Genomic DNA, 15,647 nt, shown 5'->3' with positions numbered 1-15,647 from the left:
AAATGAGCAACGCATTTTTATATCGCATGCCGTCTGGCATTCCAGGTGATGTTTCTCGTAAATCTCAATCAACCATTGAATCGCATCATGTGGGTGGTCAATTTGCTGCGTTCGGTCTATTCGGTAAATTGTCAGCCACGACTGGGGATTTTGTTCCGTTGGAATCTACTGACACCGCTGTATATGGGCTATTGGTTCGCGCATACCCAACTCAATCAGCTCAAAATGAACTTGGCAATGCGGTACCAGTTGCATCAGGTGTTCAAGATGTTTTAGTTCGCGGTTATATGACTGTCCGTTGTAATGCGGGTACTGCGAAGAAGGCTGGTAAGGTTTTTGTCCGTGTCGCTGCGGGGACCACTGTAAAACCAGTCGGTGGTATTGAAGCGGTAGCAGACTCTACAAACACAATTGAAATCACAAAAGCCATGTTTATGCATGATGCAGATGCACAGGGCAATGTTGAAATCGCATTCAATATCTAAAAATTCAACTTAAGGCACGGCTCGCATTTAGCGAGTTTTTTTGTGCTTGGAGAAAACAAAACATGGGTAAATTACTCTTAGCTCATTCCATGGCAGCTGCTGTGGCGATGGGTTCAAAACCAACACCTGTCCGTGCTCGCACACGTGACCAATGGCAAACATTTGATGCACAGACGATTGATAGCACTGGTGCATTTCTTGTGGGGGAACTTGAACGTTTAGATCCAACAATCCACGAGCCATTAGCTGATGTGACTTGGGGGCGTGATATTGATTTGCGCTCTGATGTCTCAATTGCTGATGAGGTGTCTAGTTTTAGTAATGCTACATTTGCAGCTGCTGGTGGTGCTTCACCAAAAGGAAAATCATGGGTCGGTAAAAATGCTGATACCATTGCAGGCATTGCGCTTGATATTGGCAAGACTGCGCAGCCATTAACATTGTGGGCCATGCAGTTAGGGTGGACAATTCCAGAGCTTGAGTCTGCGAAAAAACTTGGTCGTCCAGTTGATACGATGAAGCATACAGGCCTTACCCTTAAACACAACATGGATGTCGATGAGCAAGTTTATATCGGCGATGACGTCATTGGTGTTGAAGGTTTGCTGAACTCATCAAAAGTGGGTGCAACCAATGTCAATAAAGCATGGAAAACTGCAACTGCAGATGAAATCTTAGATGACGTTAATATGATTTTGTACAACGCTTGGATTGCATCTGGCTTCGCTGTATGCCCTTCAAAATTACTCTTACCACCAGAGCAATTTGGGTTGCTTGTGACACGCAAAGTATCTGATGCGGGGAACATTTCAATTCTTGAGTACATCAAAGTCAACTGTATCTCTAACGCGAAAAACGGCAATCCTTTAGATATTCAGCCATCTAAGTGGTGTGTAGGTCGTGGTACTGCCGGTACTGACCGTGCAATGGTGTACACGCAGTCAGAAAGCCGTGTCCGTTTCCCAATGGTGCCGCTGCAACGTACACCCATTGAATATCGCGACTTGCGTCAATTGACCACTTACTTTGGTCGCTTGGGTGTGGTCGAGTTTGTTTACCCTGAAACTGCATATTATGCAGATGGACTATAAGGAGATTTAAAATGTCTAAGACGGTTAAAATTCTCCTTACTCGCCCTTTAAATGTAAATTTAGGGCGAGATGAAAATGGGCAGGTTAAATCGGTTCAGCTTCATGCGGGCTTTCAAGAAGTTGAACAGGAAGTCGCTGAAAATTGGTTTGTTAAAGCACATTGTCAAGAAATCACCACTGATGATGTTCAAAATGCAGAGTTGCAAATGCAACTAGACAAGGCAAATGAGGATCTGGTTGTACTACAAGCCCAATCGGATGCGGCCACGGCTAAGATCATTGAACTTGAAAGTTCGATTAAAGAGCGTGATCAAAAGATCAAAGATCTTGAAATTCTGGTAACCAAAGCTGAGCAATCTCAAGCCCAATCGGATGCTGCTAAAAGTACGGACACTTCGGCTGCAGATACTGCAAAGACAACTAAGGCAAAATAATCATGATTACTGAATCATCCTTTCATGAAGCTATGCCCATGTTTGCTGATACTGTGGAATACCCCTCGTTTCAGTTCAATTTCTATTTAACCTTAGGAAAAAAACTGCTGCCTGTTTCACGTTGGGGTGATCCAAAAGATCCTGATAGCCTGATTGATTTTGGTTTAACCCTTTTTATTGCTCACTATCTCACGCTGTATAAACGTGCGATGGATGCAGCAAGTATTGGTGGTGATGCAGGTAAAGTCGTTGGCAATGAAACCTCAAAGTCCGTTGATAGTGTTGCCAAGTCAATGGATGTATCGGGTGTGATCAATACCGATGCAGGTCATTGGAACATGACAACGTTTGGCATTCAGTTTTATGAGCTCATGATGATGGCAGGTGCGGGAGGTATTCAACTATGAGCGGAATTACATCATCTGGTAATGGATTGATGGATATTCTAAACGCTGTCTCAGAACTTTCTCAGATCGAGGTATTAGTCGGTGTACCACACGGTGAAGCACGAAGTGATGGCGACGGCATGACCAATGCAGCCATTGGTTATTTGCTAGAAACTGGTTCACCCGCAATGAATCTTCCCCCACGCCCGCACTTAGTGCCGGGTGTTGAGGAGGTGCAGGACATCATCGGCGAAAAACTTTCGTACGCATTAGATGCGGCGCTCACAGGCAACATGAAGCGCATGTATTTCTATCTTGAATCGGCAGGCATGAAAGCAACGATGAATGTTAAAAAATTCATTAATGCAGGTGATTTTGTTGCACTGGCACCATTAACTATTCTAGAGCGTAAACGCCGTGGTCGTAAATCTGAAAAACCTCTTGTTGATACTGGTCAATATCGCAACTCTCACACTTACATCATCATGAAAAAAGATAAGGAGATCAAACGTGCCTAATTTAGACGTATCTGATGTTCTTCTTGATCCTGATTTTATGACGAAGGATTTGAAGTGTAAGCGGGTTTCTGTTGTGGTTGGTGGCAATGGACGACCTAATAAAACTGAGCAAGAGTTTCAATTTAGTGGTGTGGTGACAACAAACAGCGGTCAGAATATGGATCGCCGTGAGGATGGCACACTTATTAAGGGTGCGATCAACATTCACACCAAAACTCAACTGACCGCAGGTGATAATGATCATCAGGCAGATGAAATCACATGGAAAGGCAAAATTTACTATGTGGTTCAGGTGCTTGATAATTTGCATTATGGCCATGGTTTTAACAAAGCCATCTGCGATCTAAAACCACTGGGATAAATATGGGTGACTCTGCTACAGGCGGTTATATACCACCGAGCGGATCAGTTGCCTATGACCAAGAACTAGAAGATATATTTCAAGCTTTTATTGTGGGGATTACATCTCTGCAAGGTCATTTTGTACGTCCTCGATGGCAAGAAGATCCACCACCAATGCCAAACAAAGGTGAGAGCTGGTGTGCATTCGGTATTAAATCAATTCAACCTGATGATGGTCCATTGTTTGAACAACATGATGAGAGTATGGATTCCATTCGGCACGAGGCTTTAAAAGTTTTTTTATCGTTCTACGGCAATCAAGGGCAACAGACTGCACATATCTTCAGGGATGGTCTAGGCATTCCGCAAAATATTGCTCAATTACGAGAGCATAAAATCAAATACATAGGCTGCGGTGAAATCATTGCCGCACCTGATTTTCTGAACAATCAATACGTGCATCGCTATGATTTGATCGTCGATTTTAGGCGCAAGACTCAACGGACGTATGCAATCAAAACATTTAAAAGTTATCAAATCGATACTCATCGAAATTAGGAGTCTTCAATGACCTTACCTGTTTCTAATGTCGTAAATGTCAGCATTAGTCTTGCTGCATTAGCGGCAGGGCCACGTTCGTTTGGCTCATTACTGATTTTAGGTTCAACCAGTGGTGTTATTGATACCATTGAGCGTATGCGCGAATATTCAAGTATTAAAGAGGTTGGCGAATACTACGGAGTTGAAGATCCTGAATATATGGCCGCATTGGCATATTTCGGGCAATCACCTAAGCCACGAACACTTTATATTGGTTACTGGGATAAGGACACAACATCCGAAACTATTCAAGCTGCTGTTATAGCATGTTTGGATTCACTCAAATGGTACGGATTGGTTGTGGCATCAGATCTAAGCGATGAGCAAGTCTTATCCGTTGCAGCATTAATAGAAGCCGCTGATCCTGTACGTGTGTTTGGTCACACGACACAAGTTGAGGAATCTACAAGCCCAACAATCACAACAGACATCGCCTATAAGTTATCGAATGCAAAATACCGTCGTACATTTTGCATATTCTCAAGTCAGAATGCATATGCAGCAGCTTCAGTTTTTGGTCGTGCATTCAGTGTCAACTTTAATGGCACGAATACCACGATCACGCTTAAGTTTAAGCAATTGCCGGGTATTGCCCCAGAAGATTTAAAAATATCAGAAGCCAATGCGTTGACTGCCAAGCATTGTAATGTATTTGCCTCATACAACAATGACACCGCAATCTTACAAGAAGGTGTGATGTGTGATGGGTCATTTATTGATGAAATTCACGGTTTGGACTGGTTTCAAAATCATTTAGAAAATTCACTTTGGAATCTTTACTACACCAGCACCACCAAAATCCCTCAAACTGCAGCTGGTGTGAATCGTCAATGTGGTGTTCTTGAGCGCGCTTGCGAACAAGGTATGGCTAATGGGCTGCTTGGTGAAGGACAGTGGAATGGTGACAGCTTTGGCGCATTGAACACTGGTGATTATCTGCCCAAAGGCTTTTATGTGTATGCCAATAGCCTAGATGATCAAGCTCAGTCTGAACGTGAAGCACGTAAAGCCCCAGTCTTTCAAATTGCAGCAAAATTAGCAGGTGCAGTCCACTTTGCTGATGTTGTTGTATCAGTAAACCGTTAAGGAGCAGTTATGTCTACTTACAGCTTTATGGACACCCAATGCTCTTTAACGAGCGATGATGGTGTCATCGATCTTGGTTATGGCGCAGGTATTGCCGAGGAAGGCATTACCTTTGCCATGGCAGGTGACAAAAACACCATGACGATTGGTGCAGATGGTGAGGGCATGCATTCTTTGCATGCTGATAACTCTGGACAAGTCACGATTCGTGCCCTTAAAACCTCATCTATAAATGCCAAGTTGATGAACATTTATAACGCTCAAAAAGGCGTTACGCGTAAATGGGGTAAAAATACTATCACCTTAAACCATTCTGGATCAGGTGATAACCACACGGCATCTAAATGTGCGTTCAAAAAAGTACCCGATTATACCAATGCGAAAGATGGTGCAATGGTTGAGTGGGTGTTTGACTCTATTAAAGTCGATATGAAATATGGCACTTATGAATAAGGTTTAATTTGAAATGAATGAAATCATCTTAATTGGTGATCATGAGTATTCGATCGGGCGCTTAAATGCGCTCGATCAGTTTCATGTATCCCGAAAAATAGCCCCGATCATCCCTACACTCATGCCAATCATCACAGAAGTAGCTAAAGGCGATCTTGCAAAGGTTATTGAATCTCTGGATGTCGATGAGGCAAAAGAGAATCAGAATAATGATTTAAGTGGTCTTCAACCGCTTGCTCAAGCACTCGAACCGTTTATGGAGGCATTCGCTAAAATGCCTGAAGATGATGTGAATTATATTATTCACAAATGTCTAGCTGTCACTAAACGCGGATCTGCTGTTGTATGTCGTGGTCAGTCAATCATGTTTGATGATCTGGATATGGGGCAAATCTTGCCGCTTGTCATCGCTGTGATACGAGTCAGTATGGCAAATTTTATTCAAGGGCTGCTTATGAAGGCATCGAGCATTCAAACACAGTCCACATAAATTATAAAAGCTTACCTGGTGAAGAAGACTGGCTGATGCGGCCAGTCATCAAGGGTATGTGTAAATTTGAATCATTAAAAAATGGCAAAGTCGATTTAGCTGATATTGCATTGATGAATGATGCTTTGGATGTTTTTGCCGACAATGAATATTTGATCAATGAAGAGCGTGAGCGTAAATCGAAGTAGTTGTAAAACTGCATTTAACAACTCAAGTTGATTTTTCAAATTGTGAAAAAGTGAATAATGAACTTTAAAAGCAAAAAGCCAAGAATTGCAGTTCTTGGCTTTTCTGTTTCTCAACCTTAGGTGTGTAAGGATAAGAATATATATGAAGTATAACCCCAAAAACCGAATAAAGGTAGATGGAAAAATGAGCGAACAAGGTGCTGATAAAGCAGGTAACAAACTAGCAAACGCGGCAATTATCGCAGCTTTATGTTTTGGAATAGCAGCGCTGATAGCAGCATTTGGATTGGCATATAAAAATATTGCAGGTTAGTAAGGTGATTTCATGGCACAAGAAGGTGTGATCCGCAACTTCATGGTTGCATTGGGTTTTAAAACTGATAATAGCGGTTTGGGCCAAATGCAAAATGCCATGAAAGGCGTTGAATTAAAAGCTGTAGCATTGAAAGGCGCATTGATGGCATTAGCTACTGGTGCAGTTATTGCGGTGCGGCAAACAGCAAGTGAATTAGATAAACTTTATTTCTCGTCTCAACGTATCGGCGCAAGTGCGACAAATATCACCGCCTTTGGTAATGCTATAAGCCAAATGGGTGGTAATGCTGAAACCGCATTAGGGACATTAGAATCATTAGCTGAAAAAATGCGTAATTCCCCAGGTTATGAGGGGATGATCAACAGCCTTGGCGTGAACACGAAGCAAACTAATGGTGAGATGCGCGACCGTGTCGAGGTTATGAAGGACTTAAGCGGTGTGCTTGCTCAAATGCCAGCATATCAGGCGAATGCTTACGCTAGTTCATTAGGTATCGATCAGAATACGCTGCTGGCCATGCGTGATGGCAAGTTTTTATCGAACATGGAGAAATACCAGAAGATTCAAGAGCAGCTTGGCATAAATGATGATCTGACAAAATCAGGCAATGAATTCATGACCGAGTACCGCGACTTAACAATGATGACCAAAACTGGTTTTCAAGTTATTGTCATGCAAGCTGGGAAGGCTCTTACTCCTATCTTACGATTGCTAAATCAGTTAATCCAATCCGGTATATCAGCGTTTAGTCAATTGAATCCTGAAATTAAAAACATGCTTGGCATAGCCTTGCGTTTTGCTATGGCTGCGCTTGTCATGGGCGGGTTTATTAAGACATTTGGATTGCTGTTTAAGTTCATCCCAATGATAAAGGGATTGATAGGTTTAGTTCGCTTATTGAACCTTAGCTTATTGGCTTCACCAATTGGTTTTATTATCGCCCTGGCTGCAGCTTTGGCTTTGCTCTATGACGATTACCAAACATGGAAAGAAGGTGGTAAATCCTTATTTGATTGGTCTAAATGGACATCTGGATTAAATGTAGCTTTAGATTTCATTCAGAAGGTGGGGCAATACTTCGTTGACTTAAAAAACAAAATAATTTCTGTGCTTAGTGAGATTGATCCCTCAATTCAAGATTTTATAAAAAACGCTTTAAAAGTGGTCGCGATCGGCTTCGCTTTTTCCAAGTTATCTCAGATATTTAAAATGCTTGGAGGAGTTAAGTCCATATTTAGCGTTTTAGGAAAATCTCTAGGTTTTGCTAAGGGTGGAATTATTGGTTTAAGTAAAGGCGCATTTAAACTTATTCGAGCTTTGCTGTCATTAAGTTTTGGTGTGAAGAAACTTATGCCAGTACTTCGCATGTTACTTAATGTATTTAAATTCACCCCGATTGGTCGAGCAATTGTTTTAATTGGATTGCTTGCCTCTGCAATACAGTGGTTGATCAAAGACTTCAATAAATGGAAAAGCGGAGCTGATTCATTTTTACCATGGGGTAAATGGTCGAAAAGCATTGATAAGGTGATGGATAAGATCCGAGGATTTTTAGATCTTCTGGGTGAGTTTAAAGACCGCACTATTAAGTTTGTTCAGAAGTTTCTTGCTGATCCTTTGGGTGCTATTAAGGATGTATTCAATGGTGATACCGAAGAAGATGAAGCACCTATAGCACCAAAAGAAACCTCTGACACGATAAAAGTTATCAATGCTACTAGTAAAGCCGTTGTTGATGGCACCAAAGAAATACTTGGTAAAGGTTTGGATATATTGGGTAATGTTATTTTTCCATCAGCAAATGCCAGTGTGGTTGCGCCGAAAGCGTATGATCCTAAGCCAGAGGAATCCAATGAAAGTGTATTTGATAAGGCTGCAGAAGCAGCCAAGATAATTGCACAAAAAAGTGTTGAAACGGTTGTGAATGTTGGGAAGTCTGTGGATCAGGTGGTTAAAAACGCTGTTAGCGAGTCAACAAAGTTATCAAGCACGATTAATAAGGTTTTGAGCGTAAAAGGTACGCAGAGAACTTATCAAATGGCCGATGGTTCAATCGAAACCAGAGATAAAGGCACAGTTGCTTGGAGAAACAATAATCCTGGTAATCTTAAATTTGAGTTCAAGGGTAGTGCTGATAAAACAGTTAAGTCCAAGAGAAGTCGGGAAAAAGCTCTTTCAGATGTTCAAAAAAGATATGATGGTGTTGTTGATTTGGATCAATGGGGTAATGCAATATTCGCTACACCTGAACTGGGCGCTGCTGCAAAATCACAACTTCTAAAGAAAAGTTTTGGAAATTTAACTGTCCCGCAGATGTTAAGAAAGTATGCTGTAAGTGACTATTCAGGAAAAACAAACTACAAGGCTTATGAGGGTACAATTAATACTGAGGCTGGTAAGCGTGGTGTTAGCTTAACTGACAAGATTATTAATAGTATGACTAAGGATGAGTTTGAGGCACTAGCGATGGGTATGGTGGTTGCTGAGGGGGTTAAGAAGGGGATGGTATCAAGGGTTGGTGGTGATAATGTGTTCCCGACATCAAAAAGCACTATTGAACCAAACATCCAAACTTTTGCACCCCCAATAAACAATCCAAATAAGGAGCAGGTGAATCAAACTAACTCAAACACCAAATCATCTCAGGTTACGATTCACCAAGAATACAAAACCGAGATGACTATCAATGGTGCCAAAGATCCACAAGCGTCAGCTCAGGCAGTCAAGCGAAGTCAAGAAAATGCGAACATTATCATGGCTAGGAGTGCTGTTGGACCGATAGCTTAGGGATTCAACCATCCATAGCAATGGTTTTGATAAATTTAAAGTATTTCTTTTTTACCCACCCTGTGGTTTTTATGTTGTTTTTCCCAGTATAAACAACATAGATCCACTCAAGACCTTCGTTTTTAATTGAGTAATAAGCAATCACCTGATCATTTGGAATAACAAATTTTTGTTTAATTACACAGCTTTTAGACGGTGCGTTATGGAAATAAACACGGGAACCTTTTTGAATTGACACTTCCATAACTTCGAGTGCATCTAATTCTTGATAATTATTGTCGGAAATTTCACCAAGTTTTTCACACTCGGTATTTGCAAGCACCCCAAAGCTAGCACTACATAAAAGAGTAATTAGGATTAGTTTTTTCATATTAATATCTTTCCGAAACTATTGGTTCGTAGTAACAAGTACAATTTTGACATTTTTCACTGCTTAAAGGAATTGCAGGAACATCATCAATATGATGTATCTTTCTTAATTTTTTGATTGCAGTACAAGTATCAGGATTATCCTTATCAGCAATAATTTTGATCTTTTTTATTTTAAGATTTGAGTGTTTATATTTTTGCAATTCATTTGAGTGATATAAACACCTTTCTTCAAAACCATATTCACCACGTTTTCTTTTTTTGGATGGTATTGGTGGTTCTTCTGGTTTTTTTGAGCTAAATAACCAAGAGAAAAATCCCATAATAGCCCCCTTTAATTGATGATTGTGTAAAAAGCTCTAATTCCGTATTTAATAGGAATATATCTCAATAGCACAAAATGTGAATTTTCTATAAAAAATTCAGACATGTCCATTACTGGATTTTCACAATCTGGTTTCGCAAAGTCTTTGATTTTTTCATTCATGGTATTTGTAAGATCAGTTTTTTCAACAAAATACCACAAACCACATTCTGGTAGTTTTACATCTGTCCACATAACAATTAAATAATTTAAAATATAACTCTAGGGTTATTGATATTTAATAACTCTAGGGTTATAATTGTTTTATCGAGATTAGTTAGGGAATGAAGTGAAAAGCCTAGAATTAATCAAGATGATCGAATCAGATGGTTGGTATTTAGTTAGGATTACTGGGAGTCATCACCACTTCAAGCATCCAACAAAAAAGGGATTGGTTACAGTCCCACATCCCAAAAAGGATGTGCCAACCAAAACTGAAAAGAGCATCTTGAAGCAAGCAGGTCTTAAATGACCTGTCTTGCACAGGCTTAAATCATTCAGGTAGGTAGTTATGTTATATCCAGTTGCAGTAGAAAAAGGCTCAGAAACCGAAGCTTTTGGTGTGATTGTTCCTGATATTCCGGGCTGCTTCTCAGCAGGTGATACATTTGAGGAAGCACTTGAGAATGTGAAAGAGGCGATTGCAGGGCATTTAGAAATTCTTGCTGAAGATGGCGAAGATATACCGTTTGCATCTGAACCAAGCAAATATCTAAGTGATAGTGAATATCAGGGCTTTATCTGGGCTGTAGTTGATATTGATGTTAGTCGCTATCTTGGAAAATCAGAGAAAGTAAATGTTACTTTACCAAGCCGCTTAATTCGCCTAATTGATGATCGGGTTGCTAAGGATAAGTCGTTTAAATCCCGATCTGCATTTTTAGCTGCGGGAGCAGAAAGACTTTTGCATAGTTGATTGAAAATACAATACAGACCACCTTCGGGTGGTTTTTTAATGGGTGAAAAATGACAATATCATCAGTTTTAAATTCTGCACTCAGCACAATGGTATCATCAACACTAACAGAAAAGGTTGGATCACTCTTGCTTGCTGGACGCGGTCGCACAATCATGGGGTTGTTTGCCGATGTAACGATTGAAGAAAAACACAAAGATGAGCTAGTGATTACCGATCATCCTACCGAAGTTGGCTCACCTATGTCAGATCATGCATACAAAGAGCCGCCAGAAGTCACAATTAAAGTAGGTTGGTCTGAAAGCGCTGGCAAGTTGAATGGGTTGGTTGGAGATTCATTGCTTTCTGAAACAACAGGACTTGTGGCTGTTTACGAAACACTGCAGCAGTTGCAAGACTCGAAAGTACTATTGGTCATATCAACAGGAAAGCGTTTATATACAAATATGTTGATCAAGTCTCTTGGCTGCACTACAGACTTGCAAACTGAAAACGTTTTGATGATTGAAATGACATTGAAAAAAGTCTTTCTCGTTCAATCAGCCGAGACAATTGTTCTACTTGATAATCAAGCGAATCCTTCTGCTACTGCGGCAATATCGAATGGTGGAACCGTTCAACCAAAGCAAGTAAATGAGTCTGTTTTGAGTAAGTTGGCAACGGGAATTTTTGGTGGATGATATGGCTACTTATGAAATACCCTTAAGCACAGGTAACCAAAAGTTTAACGTTCAATTAAATAAGATCAGTTATAAACTTCAATTTATTTATCGATTAGATGCTTGGTTTATTGATGTGATGGATGGGTCTGAAAATAAGATTATCTCTGGCTTAGCTTTGAATTCTGGTATCGATCTACTTGAGCAGCACCAACATTTAATCAAAGGTTCATTATTTGTGACCAACTCCAATAAAGACGAGTCTCAAGGTTTTTATGATCTAGGTTCTAAAATTCAATTATATTGGAGTGATCCGGCATGACTTTACAATGGGAACGAAAATGTAAATTAACGGTTCAGATAAATAACGGTCAACCAGAAGCATTAGATTTATCTGATTTTAAGATAGCCTTTCATGTAGGACAGGCCACTCAATCCACACCCAAAGCCGCTGAGTTTTATATTTATAACATGAGTGAATCAACCATGAATCGCTTGGCAGGTGTAAACAATGAGCGCATTGATACCACTGTAATTTTGGAGTGTGGTTATTTGCTTGGGCCTATGGAGGTAGTGTTTAAAGGAAGAGTTTTTCAATACCGCCGTGGACGAGATAATCCAACTGATACTTGGTTGTGTATTTTAGCTCAATCAGGTGACAAGCTTAAAAGCACAGCTTTAGTTAACCAGTGTATACCTGCAGGTACAACGATTAACGATTCTGGAAAAATTCTAATTGCTGAGGCAAATAAGCAAGGTATAGAAAATGGTGAGCTCGTTGAGCTAAGACAACAACAATATCCACGCGGCCGCGTATTCTTTGGCTCGCTAGAACGGAATTTACGTCAATTCTATGAAGAAAATAATATGCTCATCGACTTCTCAGATGACACATTAAACATTGCACCGGTGGCTAGTTACATTCCTGTACCCGTACAAATCCTTACTGCCAAAACCGGTATGGTGGGTATGCCGCAACTTACCAGTGATGGTCTCAAAGTGACTTGCTTACTTAATCCAAAAATGAAATGGGGTGGGCGTGTTCAAGTAGATATGAGCAATCTACAAACTGAGGGATACGATATTTCCTATGGTGGCCAAGAAGTAGATCAAGCCCAAAAAGATCCTAGAATGGCCACCAATGCAGGTGGCCTTTTTCTTATAAGATCGGTTGAGCATTATGGAGATACCAGAGGGAATGACTGGTATACCGATCTGGTTTGCATTGGCATAGATGCAGTAGTTCCTAAATCGGGTATTACTGTTGAATCAGTGGAGTCAAACTAATGGCATTAACATTAAACGAACTTTCACCCGACCAACTCTCTATCATTCAAGATGCTATTCGGTCTGAATTGGCTAATCTTTGGACTGCCTTGCCGTGTGAGGTAGATAGTTATAATTCTGAGGCTGTGACAGTGAACGTTCAGCCGCTCATCAAAATTCCAATTCGCACAGAATCTGGTGACATTGAAACTGTTGAGTTGCCAGTAATTGAAGATGTGCCAGTGATGTTTCCATGCGCAGGTGGCTTTACCATTACACATCCGATTCAAAAAGGGGATGAATGTTTAGTGTCATTTGCAGATCGGAATATTGATTTATGGTGGCAATCTGGTGGACTACAAAACCCATTTGATATGCGCAAACACGATTTATCAGATGGCTTTGCATTCTTTAGACCTCAATCTCAGACTAAGAAAATTAGTAATATTTCTACTGACAATCTTGAAATCCGTAATGATGCCAATACATGCAAGATTCAAATAACCCCAGATGGAGAAATCCACTTTATTGGAACCAAATCAGTATTCCATCACCCTGTACAGATGCAACAGACATTGCAAGTTGCAGGTGCTTCAACGATGCAGAGCGGTATGACAGTATCTGGTAAATCTGAGTTATCAGGCGGGGCAAAAATAAGCGGCATTGAATTCGCTACTCATAAACATGGAAATGTCCAAAGCGGTGGCTCTGATACTGGGAATCCAAAATAATCCAATCACATTGTGAGGGGCAGTCGAAAGGCTGCTTTTTTTATGCGTTATAGAAAACAAGATGAACAGGGTGATTATAGCTTTGGGTATGGGCTAAATAACTTTCATATTGATAGTGCAGAGGCAATAGCCCAAGCGATTGATACACGTTTAAAGCTTTGGATTGGTGAGTGGTTTGCAGATACATCGGATGGTACTGGATGGTCACAAGCAATACTAGGTAAACAGTCCAAGAGTTTATATGAGTTGACCTTTCGTCAACGTGTTTTAGAAACCTATGGGGTAACTTCAATTGAATCATTCCAAAGTTCGTTAGATCCAGAGGCAAGAAAGTTAATCGTCTCTATGGTTGTGAATACGATTTATGGGCAGACAACAGTTACAGGGGCGTATGATTAATGGCACTCACCACAGTAGCACCAATTATAGATGAGAATGGGATTACAGGACCCACATATGATCAAATTCTCGCTTATCTGAAGCAAGAATATAAAAACATTTATGGCAATGATGTATATCTTGAAAATGACAGTCTGGATGGACAGTTTTTAGGTGTGCTGTCATTAGCTTTCGCAGATGTTAATGCTGCTTGCGTGAAGACATACAACTCTCTTAGTCCAAAAATAGCAGATACCGAAGCTTTGACTCGCAATGTAAAACTCAACGGTATATCACGTGCCTTGGCAACATATTCTACGGTTGATGTATTGATTTCGGGTTTATCTGGAACATTAATTCGTGCAGGTATTGTGGCAGATAAAAACAATAACAAGTGGATACTGCCTTTAAATCTTACCATCCCCCCTTCAGGATTCGTGGTTGTTTCAGCAACTGCAGAAAAGGCTGGTGCGGTATTTGCAGCCGCTAATTCAGTCACTGTTATTTTGACGCCGACTAGGGGTTGGCAAAGTGTTGCCAATGCTAACTCCTCATCAATTGGTCAGGATGTTGAAACCAATGCAAAGCTTAGACAACGCCAGGCTTTGTCTGTGTCGATTCCATCGCAATCGATGCCTGACGGTCTTAGGGGGGCAATTCTTGATTTACCGAATGTCACACGGTGTAAGTACTTTGAGAACAATCTAAAAACTCAAGATGCCAACGGGTTACCCCCCAACTCCCTTTGCGTCATTGCATATGGAGGTGACTCACAAGCGATTGGCAACTTGATCCACAAGTACAAATCCATGGGTTGTGCCTTGTATGGCAATACCAATGTGAGCGTAATTAATAGCTATGGGGATGCGATCAATATTGCATTTTATCGTCCAAACATAGTGAACGTAAGTTTTAAGCTACAGATCACTACTAATGAGTCTTATAGTGCTGATACAGCAGATTCTATACGCAAGTTATTGGCCGAATATGTGAATGCGTTAGATATCGGTGACAAGATAACTCAGAACAAACTTTATGGCGCAGCTAATTTATATGGTGCAGAACAGAGTCAGACATATGAGGTGTCATCAATCATCATCGTGGCCAACGGTGTGAACTATCCAACCGATTACATACTGCCATTCGGGTGCGTTGCTTTTTGTGATCCTTCGCTTATTGAGATCGAGGTGACCAGTGGATGATAAAACCATCGGCGATTATAAAAAGTTAATCACCAGTCAACATCGCTCAAAAGCAAAATTTATTGCAATGATTGAAGCAGTTAATTCCCCGTTAGTTGACTGCTTTAATTTTTTGAATAATTTGCATAGTCATTACGATGTTGATACCGCAACAGATCCATATCTTGAAACTCTAGCACGTTGGACAGGTACGCCGTTAATTATTCCAGGTGCGGCACAGCTTGAATATTTTGGCTTTATTGACCAAGTGAATGCGCTCACATTTGGAGAGACAGATGATCCAGATATTGGAGGGTATTTTCGTGAATCTGGACAATCAGGTACTGGCGGTCTTGTGCCCAAAGGTCAGTTCTTGCAAAGTCTCATAAAAGCAAAAATTTTAAAAAACAGAAGCACAGGCAATATTGATGACACAAAAGAGATATTCAAGCTTGTTCTTAATCATGATCAATTCAAAGTGATTGATAACAATGACATGTCTGTGACTTTTAAATTTTTAACACGTGAATCTTATTCAGACAGAATTCTTGTCCAACTATTTTTCCCTTTACCCGCAGGTGTCCAGCTAATTATTGAGAGCATTTAA

24 protein-coding genes are annotated in these 15,647 nt (G+C 40.5%); 22 read left to right on the top strand and 2 right to left on the bottom strand.

The features are described from left to right. Positions 1–2: 2 nt before the first annotated feature. The 13 genes from IAE20_RS03490 (at position 3) to IAE20_RS16745 (ending at position 9,176) form a co-directional block, all read left to right on the top strand. Positions 3–485 carry a hypothetical protein gene (locus IAE20_RS03490; RefSeq protein ID WP_200481131.1) on the top strand — a complete coding sequence of 161 codons (483 nt, stop codon included), beginning with the start codon at positions 3–5 and terminating at the stop codon, positions 483–485. A 62-nt stretch (positions 486–547) separates the two neighbouring features. Continuing rightward, positions 548–1,576, top strand: coding sequence for a DUF2184 domain-containing protein (locus tag IAE20_RS03485; protein WP_200481130.1), 1,029 nt, complete (start codon positions 548–550; stop codon positions 1,574–1,576). Positions 1,577–1,587: 11 nt separating this feature from the next. After that, entirely contained in the window at positions 1,588–2,010 is a 423-nt protein-coding gene (locus tag IAE20_RS03480) for an STY1053 family phage-associated protein (protein ID WP_200481129.1), read from the top strand. A gap of 2 nt (positions 2,011–2,012) precedes the next feature. After that, a complete protein-coding gene (locus tag IAE20_RS03475; protein WP_200481128.1) occupies positions 2,013–2,417 on the top strand; it encodes a DUF4054 domain-containing protein in 405 nt (134 codons plus the stop codon). Beyond that, positions 2,414–2,914: a hypothetical protein gene (locus tag IAE20_RS03470; RefSeq protein ID WP_200481127.1), complete on the top strand. Its 501-nt coding sequence runs from the start codon at positions 2,414–2,416 to the stop codon at positions 2,912–2,914. The genes IAE20_RS03475 and IAE20_RS03470 overlap by 4 nt, the downstream gene beginning before the upstream one ends. Next, positions 2,907–3,275, top strand: coding sequence for a hypothetical protein (locus IAE20_RS03465; protein ID WP_200481126.1), 369 nt, complete (start codon positions 2,907–2,909; stop codon positions 3,273–3,275). The genes IAE20_RS03470 and IAE20_RS03465 overlap by 8 nt, the downstream gene beginning before the upstream one ends. A gap of 2 nt (positions 3,276–3,277) precedes the next feature. Then, on the top strand, positions 3,278–3,814 hold the full coding sequence (locus IAE20_RS03460) for an LIC_12616 family protein (protein WP_200481125.1): 537 nt from the start codon (positions 3,278–3,280) through the stop codon (positions 3,812–3,814). 9 nt (positions 3,815–3,823) lie between these two features. Beyond that, entirely contained in the window at positions 3,824–4,942 is a 1,119-nt protein-coding gene (locus IAE20_RS03455; RefSeq protein WP_200481124.1) for a DUF3383 family protein, read from the top strand. A 9-nt stretch (positions 4,943–4,951) separates the two neighbouring features. Next, complete coding sequence (locus tag IAE20_RS03450; protein WP_151981674.1) at positions 4,952–5,395, top strand: phage structural protein; 444 nt, start codon at positions 4,952–4,954, stop codon at positions 5,393–5,395. 13 nt (positions 5,396–5,408) lie between these two features. Then, positions 5,409–5,885, top strand: coding sequence for a phage tail assembly chaperone (locus tag IAE20_RS03445; protein WP_151981676.1), 477 nt, complete (start codon positions 5,409–5,411; stop codon positions 5,883–5,885). Positions 5,886–5,920: 35 nt separating this feature from the next. Beyond that, a complete protein-coding gene (locus IAE20_RS03440; RefSeq protein WP_200481123.1) occupies positions 5,921–6,073 on the top strand; it encodes a DUF6889 family protein in 153 nt (50 codons plus the stop codon). A 142-nt stretch (positions 6,074–6,215) separates the two neighbouring features. Next, positions 6,216–6,386 (top strand): hypothetical protein, encoded by a 171-nt coding sequence (locus tag IAE20_RS03435; protein WP_200481122.1) that lies wholly within the window; start codon positions 6,216–6,218, stop codon positions 6,384–6,386. Positions 6,387–6,398: 12 nt separating this feature from the next. After that, positions 6,399–9,176, top strand: coding sequence for a hypothetical protein (locus IAE20_RS16745; RefSeq protein ID WP_227610750.1), 2,778 nt, complete (start codon positions 6,399–6,401; stop codon positions 9,174–9,176). Positions 9,177–9,180: 4 nt separating this feature from the next. On the opposite strand, the gene IAE20_RS03425 is transcribed toward IAE20_RS16745, so the two are convergent. Both IAE20_RS03425 and IAE20_RS03420 read right to left on the bottom strand, forming a co-directional pair. Continuing rightward, complete coding sequence (locus IAE20_RS03425; protein WP_200481121.1) at positions 9,181–9,546, bottom strand: hypothetical protein; 366 nt, start codon at positions 9,544–9,546, stop codon at positions 9,181–9,183. Between the two features lies 1 nt (position 9,547). Further along, the gene (locus IAE20_RS03420; protein WP_200481120.1) at positions 9,548–9,868 is read right to left on the bottom strand and encodes a hypothetical protein; all 321 of its coding nucleotides are present in this window, start codon (positions 9,866–9,868) and stop codon (positions 9,548–9,550) included. 330 nt (positions 9,869–10,198) lie between these two features. On the opposite strand from IAE20_RS03420, the gene IAE20_RS03415 reads away from it, so the two are divergent. Genes IAE20_RS03415 through IAE20_RS03375 form a run of 9 tightly spaced genes read left to right on the top strand, consistent with a single transcriptional unit; the run spans position 10,199 to position 15,647 of the window. Next, the gene (locus tag IAE20_RS03415) at positions 10,199–10,381 is read left to right on the top strand and encodes a type II toxin-antitoxin system HicA family toxin (protein WP_200481119.1); all 183 of its coding nucleotides are present in this window, start codon (positions 10,199–10,201) and stop codon (positions 10,379–10,381) included. Between the two features lie 39 nt (positions 10,382–10,420). Beyond that, on the top strand, positions 10,421–10,825 hold the full coding sequence (locus tag IAE20_RS03410; protein WP_200481118.1) for a type II toxin-antitoxin system HicB family antitoxin: 405 nt from the start codon (positions 10,421–10,423) through the stop codon (positions 10,823–10,825). Between the two features lie 50 nt (positions 10,826–10,875). After that, on the top strand, positions 10,876–11,505 hold the full coding sequence (locus IAE20_RS03405) for a phage baseplate protein (protein WP_200481117.1): 630 nt from the start codon (positions 10,876–10,878) through the stop codon (positions 11,503–11,505). 1 nt (position 11,506) lies between these two features. Beyond that, entirely contained in the window at positions 11,507–11,806 is a 300-nt protein-coding gene (locus IAE20_RS03400) for a phage baseplate plug protein (RefSeq protein WP_151981686.1), read from the top strand. Then, positions 11,803–12,771, top strand: a complete 969-nt coding sequence (locus IAE20_RS03395; RefSeq protein ID WP_200481116.1) for a baseplate hub protein — start codon at positions 11,803–11,805, stop codon at positions 12,769–12,771. Before IAE20_RS03400 ends, IAE20_RS03395 begins: the two co-directional genes overlap by 4 nt. Continuing rightward, on the top strand, positions 12,771–13,481 hold the full coding sequence (locus IAE20_RS03390; RefSeq protein ID WP_200481115.1) for a Gp138 family membrane-puncturing spike protein: 711 nt from the start codon (positions 12,771–12,773) through the stop codon (positions 13,479–13,481). The genes IAE20_RS03395 and IAE20_RS03390 overlap by 1 nt, the downstream gene beginning before the upstream one ends. A 42-nt stretch (positions 13,482–13,523) precedes the next feature. Next, positions 13,524–13,880, top strand: coding sequence for a hypothetical protein (locus IAE20_RS03385; protein ID WP_200481114.1), 357 nt, complete (start codon positions 13,524–13,526; stop codon positions 13,878–13,880). Beyond that, a complete protein-coding gene (locus IAE20_RS03380) occupies positions 13,880–15,061 on the top strand; it encodes a baseplate J/gp47 family protein (RefSeq protein ID WP_200481113.1) in 1,182 nt (393 codons plus the stop codon). The genes IAE20_RS03385 and IAE20_RS03380 overlap by 1 nt, the downstream gene beginning before the upstream one ends. After that, on the top strand, positions 15,054–15,647 hold the full coding sequence (locus IAE20_RS03375) for a DUF2612 domain-containing protein (RefSeq protein WP_200481112.1): 594 nt from the start codon (positions 15,054–15,056) through the stop codon (positions 15,645–15,647). Before IAE20_RS03380 ends, IAE20_RS03375 begins: the two co-directional genes overlap by 8 nt.

It is taken from the genome of Acinetobacter sp. S54, from assembly GCF_016624945.1.
Taxonomy (GTDB): Bacteria; Pseudomonadota; Gammaproteobacteria; order Pseudomonadales; family Moraxellaceae; genus Acinetobacter.
Note: the sequence above shows the minus strand (reverse complement) of the source record. Positions and strands in the feature narration are given on the sequence as shown.